Annotated in this window: 11 protein-coding genes; 8 read left to right on the top strand and 3 right to left on the bottom strand. The window is 65.8% G+C overall.

The window, feature by feature from the left end:
• Positions 1-7: 7 nt before the first annotated feature.
• Complete coding sequence (locus tag ACT3S6_RS04385; RefSeq protein ID WP_444553944.1) at positions 8-2542, bottom strand: DEAD/DEAH box helicase; 2535 nt, start codon at positions 2540-2542, stop codon at positions 8-10.
• 81 nt (positions 2543-2623) lie between these two features.
• Between ACT3S6_RS04385 and ACT3S6_RS04380 the strand changes: the two genes are divergently transcribed.
• Entirely contained in the window at positions 2624-3421 is a 798-nt protein-coding gene (locus ACT3S6_RS04380) for a trans-aconitate 2-methyltransferase (protein WP_444553943.1), read from the top strand.
• Positions 3422-3469: 48 nt separating this feature from the next.
• On the opposite strand, the gene ACT3S6_RS04375 is transcribed toward ACT3S6_RS04380, so the two are convergent.
• Complete coding sequence (locus tag ACT3S6_RS04375; RefSeq protein WP_444554049.1) at positions 3470-4633, bottom strand: S1C family serine protease; 1164 nt, start codon at positions 4631-4633, stop codon at positions 3470-3472.
• A gap of 599 nt (positions 4634-5232) precedes the next feature.
• Here ACT3S6_RS04375 and ACT3S6_RS04370 point away from each other — a divergent pair.
• On the top strand, positions 5233-5436 hold the full coding sequence (locus ACT3S6_RS04370) for a hypothetical protein (protein ID WP_444553942.1): 204 nt from the start codon (positions 5233-5235) through the stop codon (positions 5434-5436).
• Positions 5437-5454: 18 nt separating this feature from the next.
• Here ACT3S6_RS04370 and ACT3S6_RS04365 read toward each other — a convergent pair whose 3' ends face one another.
• A complete protein-coding gene (locus tag ACT3S6_RS04365; protein ID WP_444553941.1) occupies positions 5455-6126 on the bottom strand; it encodes an MBL fold metallo-hydrolase in 672 nt (223 codons plus the stop codon).
• 110 nt (positions 6127-6236) lie between these two features.
• On the opposite strand from ACT3S6_RS04365, the gene ACT3S6_RS04360 reads away from it, so the two are divergent.
• The 6 genes from ACT3S6_RS04360 (at position 6237) to rapZ (ending at position 14021) form a co-directional block, all read left to right on the top strand.
• The gene (locus ACT3S6_RS04360) at positions 6237-6614 is read left to right on the top strand and encodes a GntR family transcriptional regulator (protein ID WP_444553940.1); all 378 of its coding nucleotides are present in this window, start codon (positions 6237-6239) and stop codon (positions 6612-6614) included.
• Positions 6615-6745: 131 nt separating this feature from the next.
• Positions 6746-9613, top strand: coding sequence for an excinuclease ABC subunit UvrA (gene uvrA, locus ACT3S6_RS04355; protein WP_444554048.1), 2868 nt, complete (start codon positions 6746-6748; stop codon positions 9611-9613).
• A gap of 103 nt (positions 9614-9716) precedes the next feature.
• A complete protein-coding gene (locus ACT3S6_RS04350) occupies positions 9717-10421 on the top strand; it encodes an HAD hydrolase-like protein (RefSeq protein ID WP_444554047.1) in 705 nt (234 codons plus the stop codon).
• Positions 10422-11090, top strand: a complete 669-nt coding sequence (locus ACT3S6_RS04345; RefSeq protein ID WP_444553939.1) for a lysophospholipid acyltransferase family protein — start codon at positions 10422-10424, stop codon at positions 11088-11090.
• Between the two features lie 10 nt (positions 11091-11100).
• A complete protein-coding gene (gene uvrC / locus ACT3S6_RS04340; protein ID WP_444553938.1) occupies positions 11101-13092 on the top strand; it encodes an excinuclease ABC subunit UvrC in 1992 nt (663 codons plus the stop codon).
• Positions 13093-13127: 35 nt separating this feature from the next.
• Complete coding sequence (gene rapZ / locus ACT3S6_RS04335; RefSeq protein ID WP_444553937.1) at positions 13128-14021, top strand: RNase adapter RapZ; 894 nt, start codon at positions 13128-13130, stop codon at positions 14019-14021.
• Positions 14022-14023 lie beyond the last annotated feature (2 nt).

Raw genomic sequence — 14023 nt, 5'->3', positions numbered from 1 at the left:
CCGGGCCCTAGTCGAGCCGGCCCACACCAGTGACGGTCACCACGGCGGTCCCCGCCTCGTCGGAGTCCGCCAGATTGATCACGGCGTCAATGCCCCAGTCGTTGTTCCCGGCAGGATCCTTGAAGATCTGCCTGACCTTCCATTCGGTGGGGGACGGGGTGATGATCAACAGTTGGGGGCCGCGGGCGGCCGGCCCGTCATCGATGTCGTCGTGTTCGTCGAAGTAGTCGTCCATGGCGTCCGCCCAGGCATCGGCGTCGAAGCCGTGGTGCCCGTCGAGCTGGCCCAGGGTTTGTTCCTGCTCATCGGCGAAGAGCTGGACACGACGGAACATCTCGTTGCGGACCATCACCCGGAAGGCCCGCTCGTTCGAGGTCAGGCGTTCGGGCTTCGGCGGGGTGATCTGCGCCGAGGGGTCCTGGGGCATCTCCCCGCTGGAGAGCTTCTCCCATTCGTCCAGCAGCGAGGAGTCGGTCTGGCGGACCAGTTCGCCCAGCCACTCGATGAGGTCCTCGAGATCCTCACGCAAGGCATCGCGGGGCACCGTCTGGCGCAACGCCTTGAAGGCATCGGTCAGGTAGCGCAGCAGGATGCCCTCCGAGCGCGCCAACGAATAGAAGGCGATGTACTCCCCGAACGACATGGCCCGTTCATACATGTCGCGGACCACGGATTTGGGGGCGAGCTCGAAATCACCGAGCCAGGGGGCCCCGCTGCGGTAGGTCTCGAAGGCCTCGCCCAACAGTTCGGCCAACGGTTGCGCATAGGTGACTTCGTCGAGCGCGTTCATCCGCGCCTCGTATTCCATCCCCTCGGCCTTCATCGCGGCCACGGCTTCGCCGCGGGCCTTCTTTTCCTGGGCGTTCAGTACCTGGCGTGGCTTCTCCAGGGTTGCTTCGATGACCGAGACCACGTCGAGGGCGTAGCTGGGTGAATCCCGGTCCAGGATCTCCAGGCTGGCCATCGCGAACGGGGAAAGCGGCTGGTTCAGCGCGAAGTTCTCCTGCAATTCAACGGTCAGGCGCAGCATGTTCCCGTGTTCGTCGGGCTCTTCCAGACGTTCGACCACCCCGGTGGCCAGGAGCTCGCGCAGGATTCCCAGGGCCCGACGCAGCAGGGCACTCTGTCGAGCCGGCGGCTCATGGTTTTCGGTCAGCAGCTTGCGGGCCGCGACAAAGGAGTTCCCGGGGCGCTCCAGCAGATTGAGCAACATCGAGTGGGTGACCTTGAACGACGAGGTCAGGGGCTCGGGGGTGGAGGCCACCATCTTGTCGAAGGTCTTCTCGGACCAGGAGACGAAACCCTGCGGCGGCTTCTTCTTGACCACCTGGCGTAGCTTCTTCGAGTCATCGCCGAACTTCGCGACGGCCTTGGTCATCGACTTCTTGTTTTCGATGGCGAATTCCGGGGCCTGGACGACGACGGTTCCCGCCGTGTCGTAGCCGGCTCGTCCGGCCCGGCCGGCGATCTGGTGGAACTCGCGGGCATTCAGCGGCCGGGTGCGGATGCCGTCGTATTTGGAGAGTGCGGTCAGCATCACCGTGCGGATGGGGACATTGATGCCCACCCCGAGGGTGTCGGTGCCGCAGATGACCTTGAGCAGGCCGGCCTGGGCCAGCTGTTCGACCAGTCGGCGGTATTTGGGCAGCATGCCGGCGTGGTGGACCCCGATCCCGTGACGGACCAGGCGGTTCAGTGTCTTGCCGAAGCCCGTGGCGAAACGGAACCCGGCGATCAGTTCGGAGATCCGGTCCTTCTCCTCCCGGGTGCACACGTTGATGCTCATCAGGGACTGGGCGCGTTCGATGGCTTCGAGCTGGCTGAAGTGCACCACATAGACGGGAGCCTGCTGGGTGGACAACAGTTCCTCCATGGCTTCCTGGACCGGCTCCTCGGAATAGTAGTAATGCAGGGGGATGGGGCGCTCGGCGTTGGCCACCGTCGTGGTGTGCCGACCCGTGCGCTGGGTGAGTTCGTCCTCGAAGCGGGTGACGTCGCCCAGGGTCGCGGACATGAGCAGGAACTGCGCCTGGGGCAACTCCAGCAGCGGGACCTGCCAGGCCCAACCGCGTTGCGGGTCGGAGTAGAAGTGGAACTCGTCCATCACCACAGGGCCCAGATCGGCGTCGCCCCCTTCGCGCAAGGCGATGTTGGCGAGGATCTCCGCGGTGCAACAGATGATCGGAGCGTCCTGGTTCACCGAGGAATCCCCGGTGACCATCCCGACGTTCTCGGCTCCGAAGATCTCACAGAGGGCGAAGAACTTCTCCGAGACCAGCGCCTTGATCGGCGCCGTGTAATAGCTGCGGTCCCCGCGGGCCAACGCATGGAAGTGGGCGGCGACGGCCACCAGGGATTTCCCGGAGCCGGTCGGGGTCGCCAGGATGACGTTGTTGCCCTCGACCAGTTCCATCACCGCCTCGTCCTGCGCCGGATACAGGGAAATCCCGCGATCCTCCGCCCAGGTCAGGAAAGCGGCATAGGTCGATTCGGCGGTGGCCCCACGCGGCGGGGAATCAGGCAGCAGGTCAGTAAGATTCATGGTCCCTCCAGCCTATCGTCCAGCGACCCCGGCGTCGGTGTGCACGCGTCGAACCCGTCGAGGCCGGAATAGGGTGGGGCCATGAAATGGAACCCCGCCAAGTACGTCCAATTCGCCACCCACCGCGACCGCCCCTTCTTCGAGCTGATCGCCCGGATCGAAGAAGACGCCCCGAGGCGGGTCGTCGACCTGGGTTGCGGTCCGGGTCCGCTGACCGCCGCACTGGCCGATCGGTGGCCCGACGCCCGGATCACCGGGCTGGATGCCTCACCCGAAATGATCGGGAAGGCCACCGCGGATCATCAGCGGCCCCGTGTGGACTTCGCCGAAGCCGACGCCGCAACCTGGACTCCCGAAGCGGAAACCGACGTCCTCATCAGCAATGCGATGATGCAGTGGATTCCCGGGCACGGGGAGCTCATGGCGGGATGGCTCGATGCCCTCAAGCCGGGCGCGTGGTTCGCGGCCCAGGTACCGGGCAACTTCGAGGCCCCCTCGCATGCGTTGATGCGAGGACTTGCCGCGGAAGCGCAGTGGGCGGACCGCTTGCAGGGATTGGTGCTGCGCAAGGACGCGGTCGCCGAACCGGAGACGTACCTGCGCCTGATGTTCGACCATGGTTTCGAAGCAGACGTGTGGGAGACCACGTACGAGCAGATCCTGCACGGTCCCGACCCGGTGCTCGACTGGGTCCGCGGTACGGCACTACGCCCGATCCTCTCGGTGCTGGAGGATGCCGACGCCGCGGAGTTCGAGGCGGAGTACGCCGCGCTGGTCCGTGAGGCCTACCCTCCCTTCACCGGCCCGGATGGCGGGGAACTGACGGTCTTCCCCTTCCGGCGCATCTTCATGGTCGGGCGCAAGGAGGACCGGCGGTAGGCATGGAGGCCCGCATGAGGCCGATAGGGCCGCGGTCTTGGCACCGGCCTAGCCGCCGGATTCGTTGCACTGCTGCGGATCCCCGTAGGGGCTACGTGCACCGTTGATCAGCCAGTTGAGTCCGTCCCAATGCATTTTGTACTCGATCGCCCAGTCTGAACAGTCCTGCTGGCCGTCCTTGCTGTCTTCAGTGTCCTGCACCGTTTGTAGCTGGACGAGGGCCACCAGGTCGTCGCCGTGTCCGCTGACATCAACGACGTTGAATCCGAGCCAGTACGACGAGGCCAGACCTGCCTGCCATGTGCCCAGTCCGCCCATGCCCTCCTGCATTTCAGGAGTGAAAAAATCGAATGCCGCCTCGTAGGCGCCATCGTTGATGCCCTGACCGTGGATCTGCAGGCTCTGGGCAATGTTCATGGCCTGATCGTGCTCTGAGTCGATGGAGACCTCGACCTCGACGCTCCGGGCCAGGGCATCTTCGCACTCGGCAGGCCGCACCGGGACGTTCCGTTGCTGCCATGCCTCGACTGCTTGTGCCGTACGGGGTCCGGAGACGGCATAGGCCATGCCAGCGACGGATCTCTCACTGCGGCGGTCCGGACGCATGCTCATGACCCCTGCAACCGAGCCGTCCCGGGTGATGAGAGGGCCACCGCTGTTCCCGGGGTTGACCGGTGTGTCTGTCAGGACGAAGTTGCCGGAGTCCACTTCGGATTCGGGCGCGCCTCGTTTCAGCCCGCTGACCGTTCCCTTGGAGAAGGAAAGGTCGTCGCCAAAGGGGAAACCCAGCGCCGCCACCTCGGTCCCGACGGGTGGATCCTCCTGCCGCAAGGTAAATACATGGCCCGGGGCGGTGTTGTTCAGGCGCAACAAGGCGAGATCAGCGTTGTTGTTCACTCCCATGACTTGAGCCCCGGAGAGATCGCCGTCGATCTGGGTCGTGACTGAAGTTGCCCCCTGTACGACATGGGCTGCCGTCACGAGCAAGTCATCCGCGACCAGGAAACCCGAGCCGGTCCCTCCACCGTCACAGGTGACGACCTGGATTTTTGCCAGGCCGCTGGTGACGTCCTGTGCCGTCTCGGGCCACGTCGCGACCGACTCACTCGAGGCGGCTGGTGTAGTGGGTGGGGAGCTTGGTGGTGGGGATGGAGTTTTCGGTTCCGGTGCGGAGGAGGTCGCTGGTGACGAGGGGGCCGCAGGTCTTGGCACATCGGCTTGGGGTGAAGCAGTCAGGGCCGCTCCGCCGCCTGATAAGGCACTGCAGCCGGTGATGGCAGTTCCGATGATGGTTCCCAACGCGATCAACTGATACGTTTTTCCGGTCCGGGGCTTCACGTCGGCTCACTCTCCTTGTCGTCGGAGCCGCCCGGGCAATCTTGGTGGACAGCGCGAAAGTTGACTTAGCTTAGAGCGTTCTGCCGGCTAGGACCAGTGTTCAAGGGATCCCGTTCTACGGGGGCTGGTGAAGGGCGCGGCCTTTAGTCAGCGGACCACGTGGTGACCGATGGTGGGAGGAGTGGCTGCGGAATCTGGGGGGCCCGACGCCGGGGGTATCTGTTGCCGCACGGAAGTGTCTGCGTATGGACGGCGCCTGCCCTGGGGTGCTGCCCTCGGGAACTTGAAGTATCACCGAGGCTTCGAAACCCCCGGAATGGGGAGCCGTGGGACGTCCCGTCCAGCTACAGTTCCATGGTCGGGAACCGTGGCCCGACCGGGAGGCCTCCGCGCAGTCAAACCTTCCCGTGCCGTGTCCGGGGTGGTAGAGCTGGGGTCAGCAGCGACGGAACACCGCACAGGAGGAACCGGCCATGGAAAACCCACTACCCCGCGCCTACCAGAGCTATCTGGAGGGGGCCGAACCAGCCTTCCTCGATACCGTCCGACCCGTCATGCAGGAATCCGTGGCCGAAGGCGAATACGGGGTCCTCGTGAGATTCCTCGGATCTGGCGTCCAGGCCCTGGTGTCGGAGACGGTCCCGTTCGGAGAGGTCCGGGAACTGCATAACGAGTAGGGGGCGCCAGCCAGCCGTCTACCAGCCGCGCTGTTTCCATTCAGCCAGTTGCGGGCGTTCCGCGCCCAGGGTGGTGCCCTTCCCGTGACCGGGATGGACGAATGCGTCATCCGGGTACTGCCCGAAGAGACGCTCAGAGACGTCCTCATGCAGGGAGGCAAACCGGGAGGGGTCGCCATCGGTGTTCCCCAAGCCTCCGGGGAAGAGGCTGTCACCGCTGAAGATATGCGTCGGGCCCGAGGGGTCCTCATACACGTAGGCGATGGAGCCGGGGGTGTGTCCACGCAGGTGCACGGCCCGCAGATCGAAGCCGTCGAAGTTCCCGATATCGTCCTGGCCCAGGACCACAGCGGGTTCGACTCCCGTGGCCGCCCGGATCCCTTCCACGTCGTCGGCCCCGCAGGCCGTCCGCACGCCGGTCTCATCGGCCAGCTCGCGCAGCGCCCGGACGTGGTCCCAATGCTGGTGGGTGGTGGCGATCAGCTCAAGGTGCGGGGTCACCGCCGCGTCCTCGGCGGCCTCACTGATCAGACCGCGCAGTGCCGGTGCGTCGGCGGCGGCATCGATCAGCACCTGCGCGCCGGTCTGCTTATGGGTGATGAGGTAGGCGTTGTTGTCCATCGACGAAACGGACACGCGGCGGATGGTGACCTCCGCCAGGTCATGCAACAGCGAATTCTCTGGGCTCATGCCGCCAGCCTAGGCGCTCGCCGGAGCGGGGGAAAAGCGCCGGCGGGTACTGTGGGGGGCACCCGAAGCCACGGCCAGCGATGACCGGCCCGGATCCCCGAGGAGACCCAGTGAACGACGACGTCTTGGATTTTGTCGCCATCAGCAAGGACGTGCCTGAGAACCCGTATGACCAGATCCGCCAACAGATCCTGGAGGCCATCGGTTCGGGGAAGCTGGTTCCGGGAACCCGGCTGACTTCGGTCCGGGCGCTCGCCGGACGACTGGGGGTCGCCGTGAACACGGTGGCCCGGTCCTACCGGGAACTCGAACAGGCAGGAGCAGTCCAGACCCGAGGGCGTCACGGGACCGTCGTCCTGGCCACGGGCTCCGAGGGCGACCGCAGACTCGCGTCCGCGGCCCAGGAACTGGCCTCGCAGGCCAGGACCTGGGGCGTGGGGGAGGACCGCGCCGTTGAATTTCTGCGGGCCGCCTTCCGCGTGCAGTGAACACCGGCGGTCCAAACCCGCTGAAACCCGCAAAAACATGAGTCTTCGAACGTGTGTTCGAGGCCGAATTCGACTACTCTGGACCCGTGGCTATTTCCTCCAGCGAATTGCAATCCGTTCCCAGCGTTTCCATGGAATCCATCGAGCGTGCCCACGACCGGTCGCGACTTCTCGTGAAGGGCGCCCGGGAGCACAACCTGCGCAATGTGGATCTGGATCTCCCGCGGGACGCGATGATCGTCTTCACGGGCTTGTCCGGATCGGGCAAGTCCTCCCTGGCTTTCGACACGATCTTCGCCGAGGGCCAGCGCCGCTATGTCGAATCGCTCTCCGCCTATGCCCGCCAGTTCCTCGGCCAGGTCGACAAGCCGGACGTGGACTTCATCGAAGGACTGTCCCCGGCGGTCTCGATCGATCAGAAGTCGACGTCGAAGAACCCGCGTTCCACGGTCGGGACGATCACCGAGATCTACGACTACATGCGCCTGTTGTGGGCCCGTGTCGGCCACCCGCACTGCCCGGTGTGCCATGAACCGGTCACCCGGCAGACCCCGCAGGCGATCGTGGACCAGCTGCTCGAGCTCGAGGAGGGGATGCGTTTCCAGATCCTCGCTCCGGTGGTCCGCTCACGCAAGGGCGAGTTCGTCGACCTTTTCAAGGAGCTGGCTGCCAAGGGCTATGCCCGTGCCCGGGTCGACGGGGACACCATCCAACTCAGCGACCCCCCGAAGCTGGGCAAGCAGTACAAACACACCATCGAGGTCGTCATCGACCGGTTGGTCGCCAAGGACGGCATCCGGCAACGGCTGACGGATTCGATCGAGACGGCCCTGGGCCTGGCCGACGGCCGCGTGCTCGCTGACTTCGTCGACCTGCCCGCCCAGGACGACGCGCGGGTCCGGGCCTTCTCGGAACATCTGGCCTGCCCCAACGAACACCCGTTGGCGATCGACGAGGTCGAGCCGCGCTCGTTCTCCTTCAACAACCCCTTCGGTGCCTGCCCCGCGTGCACCGGCATCGGGACCCGGTTGGAGGTCGACGAGGAACTCGTCGTGCCCGATCCGGGCAAGACATTGGCCGAAGGGGCCATCGCGCCCTGGTCGCTGGGCGTGGCCACCACCCAATACTGGAACCGGCTGCTGCAGGGCCTGGGCGACGACCTGAAATTCGATCTGGATACCCCCTGGCGCAAGTTCACCGACGTCCAGCGCGATGCGATCCTCAACGGCAAGGACCATAAGGTCGTGGTCCAGTACCGCAACCGTTTCGGACGGGAGCGCAAATACAGCACCGGGTTCGAAGGTGTCATCCAGTACATCCACCGCAAACACCTGGAAACCGAATCCGATCACGCCCGGGACCGGTACGAGGAATACATGCGGCAGATTCCCTGCCCCGTGTGCAACGGCGCCCGGCTGAACCCCGCCTCCCTGTCGGTGCTGATCAACGGCAAGTCCATTGCCGAAGTCTCCGCCATGCCGATGCGCGAATGCGCCGACTTCCTCAATGCCCTGGTCCTGTCGGGACGCGAAAAGCAGATCGCCCACCAGGTGCTCATCGAGATCCAGGCCCGGCTGCGCTTCCTGCTCGACGTCGGACTCGAGTACCTGAACCTCGAACGAGCCGCCGGAACGCTCTCCGGTGGGGAGGCCCAGCGCATCCGCCTGGCCACCCAGATCGGTTCGGGGCTGGTCGGCGTGCTCTACGTCCTGGACGAACCCTCCATCGGCCTGCATCAGCGCGATAACCGACGCCTGATCGAGACCCTGAACCGCCTGCGCGACCTCGGGAACACGCTCATCATCGTCGAGCATGACGAGGACACCATCCATCAGGCCGACTGGATCGTCGATGTCGGCCCGGGGGCCGGCGAACACGGGGGCACCGTCGTGCACTCGGGGTCGTTGGAAGGGCTGATGGCCAATACCGATTCGATGACGGGCGACTACCTCGCGGGCCGCCGCAGGATCGAATTGCCGGCCAAGCGCCGCAAGGTCGATCGCAAACGCCAGGTCACCGTCGTCGGCGCCCGGGAGAACAACCTGCAGGACGTCACGGTGAAGTTCCCGCTCGGGGTGCTGACCGGCATCACCGGGGTCAGCGGCTCCGGGAAGTCCACGCTGGTCAACGACATCCTCTATAAGGTGATGGCCAATAAGCTCAACGGCGCCAAGCAGGTGGCCGGACGGCATACCCGCGTCGAAGGCCTCGACCAGCTCGACAAGGTGGTCCACGTGGACCAGAGTCCGATCGGCCGGACCCCGCGTTCCAACCCGGCGACCTACACCGGGGTCTTCGACCATGTCCGCAAGCTCTTCGCCGAGACCAACGAGGCCAAGGTCCGTGGCTACCTGCCCGGGCGCTTCTCCTTCAACGTCAAGGGCGGGCGCTGCGAATCCTGTTCCGGCGACGGCACGCTGAAGATCGAAATGAACTTCCTGCCCGATGTGTACGTCCCCTGCGAGGTCTGCCACGGGGCCCGGTACAACCGCGAAACACTCGAGGTCCAGTACAAGGGCAAATCCATCTCCGATGTGCTGAACATGCCGATCGAGGAGGCGGCGGAGTTCTTCGCGGCCTTCACCCCGATCGCCCGCCATCTGAAGACGTTGGTGGACGTGGGGCTGGGATACGTCCGGCTCGGCCAGCCCGCCACGACCCTGTCCGGCGGCGAGGCCCAGCGGGTGAAGCTCGCGTCGGAACTGCAGAAGCGTTCGAACGGGCGCAGCATCTACGTGCTCGATGAACCGACCACGGGTCTGCACTTCGAGGACATCCGCAAACTGCTGCTGGTCCTGCAGGGGCTGGTCGACAAGGGCAACACGGTCATCACGATCGAACACAACCTCGACGTCATCAAGAGCACCGACTGGGTCATCGACCTCGGACCCGAAGGCGGCCACGGCGGGGGACAGGTCGTCGCCCAGGGCACCCCCGAACAAGTCGCCAAGGTCGAGGCCAGCCACACCGGCAGGTTCCTGGCCGAGGTCCTCGGCTAGGGTCCCGGCCGGCGTCCCGGCGCGGCGTAGGCGCCGCGTGAGTATGCCGTGGCGGGCATGCCTGCCGTGGAGCCCGGGTGGTCCGTGCGACAATATCCCGGTGATGATTCCTGCCCGCACCGTGCTTTTTGACCTCGACGGCACCCTCGTGGACCCCGCCGGAGGCATCACCGGAGGCATCCTGCATGCTTTGGAACGCAATGGGCTGGACCACCCGGGCGACGACGCCCTGAACCTGTTGATCGGGCCCCCGCTGGCCATCGGATTGCTGGGCCTCCCGGGCATGACAGAGGAACTCCTGCCTCGGGTCATCGCCGACTACCGGACCGAATATGACCGCCACGGCCTGGACGCCAGCCGGGTCTATTCCGGCATCCCCGCACTGCTGGGCCAGCTGCGTGAGGCAGGATGCCGTCTGGCGGTCGCGACCTCCAAGCCCGAACCGCTGGCCCGCCGGCTGCTGGCCGCCAAGGACCTGGATGCCTTCTTCGATTCCATCCACGGATCGGCCCCGGAAGAGGCCTCCACAGCCCCGGCAACCGCCGGGAAAGCCCATATCGTGGCCGCCGCACTCCACGCCACCGGCGGCGGGACCGGAGACACCGTCATGGTCGGGGACCGGCTCTACGACATCGAAGGAGCCCGGGCGAACTCACTGACCGCCCTCGGCGTGTCCTGGGGCTTCGCCGCCGACGGCGAGTTGGAAGCGGCAGGCGCGGCCGCCGTCGTGCACTCCGCCGAGGAACTGGGGCGCCTGCTGGGCCCGGCCACTGCCGGTACACAAGCGCACCGGGGGGCTTCCGCCTAGATGGGGATGTTCGAAGGAGTCCGCGCCGGTTTCCGCGGAACCATCCGTACGCTCTGCCGCCCGGAGATCATCGGGCTGGAGAACGTACCGACCGATGGTCCGTTCATCGTCGCCTCCAACCACCTGTCCTTCCTGGACAGCATCATCATCCAGGCGATCTGTCCGCGTCCTGTCGCCTTCTTCGCGAAGGCCGAGTACTTCACCACCCCGGGGGTCAAGGGACGGGCGATGAAGGCCTTTTTCGAGTCCGTGGGGTCCATCCCCGTCGAACGCGGGGAACAGGCCGCCAGCGTTGCCGCGCTGGACTCGTTGGTGGACCTGCTCGAATCGGGCCAAGGCGTCGGGATCTACCCGGAGGGGACCCGGTCGCGGGACGGGCGGCTCTACCGGGGGAGGACGGGGGTGGGCTGGCTGGCCCTGTCCACCGGGGCGCCGGTGGTTCCCGTGGGGTTGATCGGCACCGAACGCCTGCAACCGGCCGGGAGCAACAGGATCGTCCCGCATCGGTTCACGCTCTCGGTGGGGGAGCCCCTGCAGTTCGAGCATGTCGGGCGTAAGCACCCGCTGCCGCAACGACGCCAGGCCACCGATCAGATCGTCGATGCCATCGCCGGGCTCAGCGGGCAGGAACGGTCAGGCAACTACAACCAGTCGCCCTCGGCAGAGTAGCGTTGGGGGTATGGCCGATCCCAGCAGTTACCGTCCGCGGACCGGCGAGATACCCACGTCTCCCGGCGTCTACCGCTTCCGCGACCCCGCGACACGGGTCATCTATGTAGGCAAGGCCAAGAACCTCCGGTCGCGACTGAATTCCTATTTCGCCAATCCGACGACGCTGGCCCCCAAGACCCACGCCATGGTCCATACCGCGGCCAGTGTCGAGTGGACCGTGGTGGGCAGCGAACTCGAGGCGTTGCAGCTCGAGTACACGTGGATCAAGGAGTACGCCCCGCGGTTCAACATCATGTTCCGCGACGACAAGTCCTACCCGTACCTGGCGGTGACGATGGGGGACAAGTTCCCTCGCGCCCAAGTCATGCGGGGAGACCGCCGCAAGGACGTGAAGTACTTCGGTCCGTTCTATCCGGCCAAGGCGATCCGCGAAACCCTCGACACGTTGTTGCGGGTCTTCCCGGTACGCACCTGTAGCCCCGGGGTCTTCCGCCGGGCCCAATTGACCGGACGTCCCTGCCTGCTGGCGGACATCGGCAAATGTTCGGCGCCGTGCGTGGGCCGGATCAGCCCCGAAGACCACCGGAAACTGGCCGAGGAACTCTGCCAGTTCATGGGAGGCGAAGGCACCCGGTTCATCCGGGATCTGGAAGGCCGGATGAAGGCCGCGGTCGCCGAACTGGATTACGAACAAGCAGCCCGGCTGCGTGACGACATCGCAGCCCTGCGCCGGGTGTTCGAACGCAACGCCGTCGTGCTCTCCGAGGACACCGAGGCGGATATCTTCGCCGTCGCCGAAGACGACCTCGAGGCCTCGGTGCAGGTCTTCCACGTCCGCAACGGCCGGATCCGCGGGCAGCGGGGCTGGGTCGTGGAGAAGGTGGAGGACACCGACGGACCGAAGTTCATCGAACACCTGCTGCAGCAGGTCTACGGGGAGAACACCGGTGGGGACCGGATCCCCCGGGAGGTCCTGGTGCCGGTTGAACCGGAGAACCGGCAGGAACTGGCGATATGGCTGCGCGGGCTGCGCGGCAGCGCGGTGAACCTGCGGGTGCCCCAACGCGGGGAGAAGGCCACCTTGATGGGCACCGTGAAGGAGAACGCCGAGCAGTCCCTGCGCCTGCATAAATCACGCCGCGCCGCCGATATCACCACGCGCAGTGCCGCTCTGCAGGAACTCCAGGAGGCACTCGCGCTGCCGATACCGCTGATGCGCATCGAATGCTATGACATCTCCCATGTCTCGGGTACCAATGTCGTGGCCTCCATGGTGGTGGTCGAGGACGGCATGCCCAAGAAGTCCGAATACCGCAAGTTCTCCATCAGCGGTGAAGCGGCCCGGGATGACACGGCCTCCATGTACGACGTCATCACCCGCAGATTCCGCCACTACCTCGAGGACCAGGCGGCCATGGCGCCGGTGATTTCCGGAGAGATCAGCATTGAGGAACAGGGTGAGAAGGCCCCGCCGAAGAAATTTGCCTACCCGCCCTCCCTGGTCGTGGTCGACGGCGGTCCGCCGCAGGTCGCCGCGGCGGTCCGGGCGTTGGAGGACCTGGGGATCGACGACGTCTACGTCGCCGGGCTGGCCAAGCGGCTGGAGGAACTCTGGCTGCCCGAGGATCCGTTCCCCGTGGTTCTGCCGCGGGCGTCCCACGGGTTGTACCTGCTCCAGCGCATCCGTGACGAGGCGCACCGGTTCGCCATCACCTTCCACCGGCAGAAACGTAGTTCCTCGATGGTCTCCTCGCTGCTTGACCAGGTTCCCGGGCTGGGGCCGGCCAAACGCCAGGCGGTCATCAAGCACTTCGGTTCGCTCAAGCGCATGCGGGCGGCGACCGCCGAGGACTTCACCCGGGTCAAGGGGGTCGGAACCGTCCTGGCCGGACACCTGGTCGAGGCCTTGGCCCTGCCGCAGGAGCCCGACGACACCGCAGAGGACGACGACGGTGCCACCCCGGCGGTCAACACCACCACCGGGGAGCTGCTCGACTGAGAACGGCCGTGTCGGAACACGACTAGACTGAAACCATGAGTATCGAGCTGAGCCCCGTCAAGCCCGAAGCATCAGAAATGCTGGTCGTGACCGGCATGTCCGGTGCCGGCCGCACCACCGCCGCCCACGCCCTGGAGGACCTGGGCTGGTACGTGGTGGAGAACCTGCCCCCGCAGCTGTTGGGCACCCTGACCGATCTGGTTGCCCGCACCCCCGGGTCCATCCCCAAGCTGGCCGTGGTCATGGACGTCCGGAGCCGGGCGCTGTTCGCCGAACTGCGCGAGAACCTGGGCCAGCTCAGGGCCGCCGGGATCGAATACCGGGTGTTGTTCCTCGACGCCAGCGATGAACTGCTCATCCGTCGTTTCGAGCAGGGGCGGCGTCCCCACCCGCTGCAGGGGGAGGGGCGGATCTCCGACGGCATCACCGCCGAACGCGAGGTCCTGAAGGAAATCAAGGACCACGCAGAGATCGTCATCGACACCACCCCCTTGAACGTCCATGCCCTGGGCCGGTCGATCATCGAACTGTTCTCCGATTCGGGACCGGTGGTCCTGCGGCTGAACGTGATGAGTTTCGGTTTCAAATACGGGTTGCCCACCGATGCGAACTTCCTGGCCGATGTCAGGTTCATCCCGAACCCGCACTGGGTACCCGCGCTCCGCCCGCATACCGGCCAGGAGAAGGTCGTCAGCGACTACGTCCTGGAAGCCGACGGGACGGCCGACTTCATCTTCCACTATCTTGAAGCGCTCGAACCGGTCCTGGAGGGGTATCGCCGCGAGAACAAGCACTACGCGACCATCGCCATCGGGTGCACCGGTGGCAAGCACCGGTCGGTGGCCGTGAGCGAGGAGATGGCGCGCCGACTCAGGCAGATCCCCAACGTCACGGTCATGGTCAACCACCGCGATCTGGGCCGGGAGTAAGT

The sequence above is a fragment of the Arthrobacter sp. AOP36-C1-22 genome (assembly GCF_052377515.1).
GTDB lineage: Bacteria > Actinomycetota > Actinomycetes > Actinomycetales > Micrococcaceae > Arthrobacter_H.
Note: the sequence above shows the minus strand (reverse complement) of the source record. Positions and strands in the feature narration are given on the sequence as shown.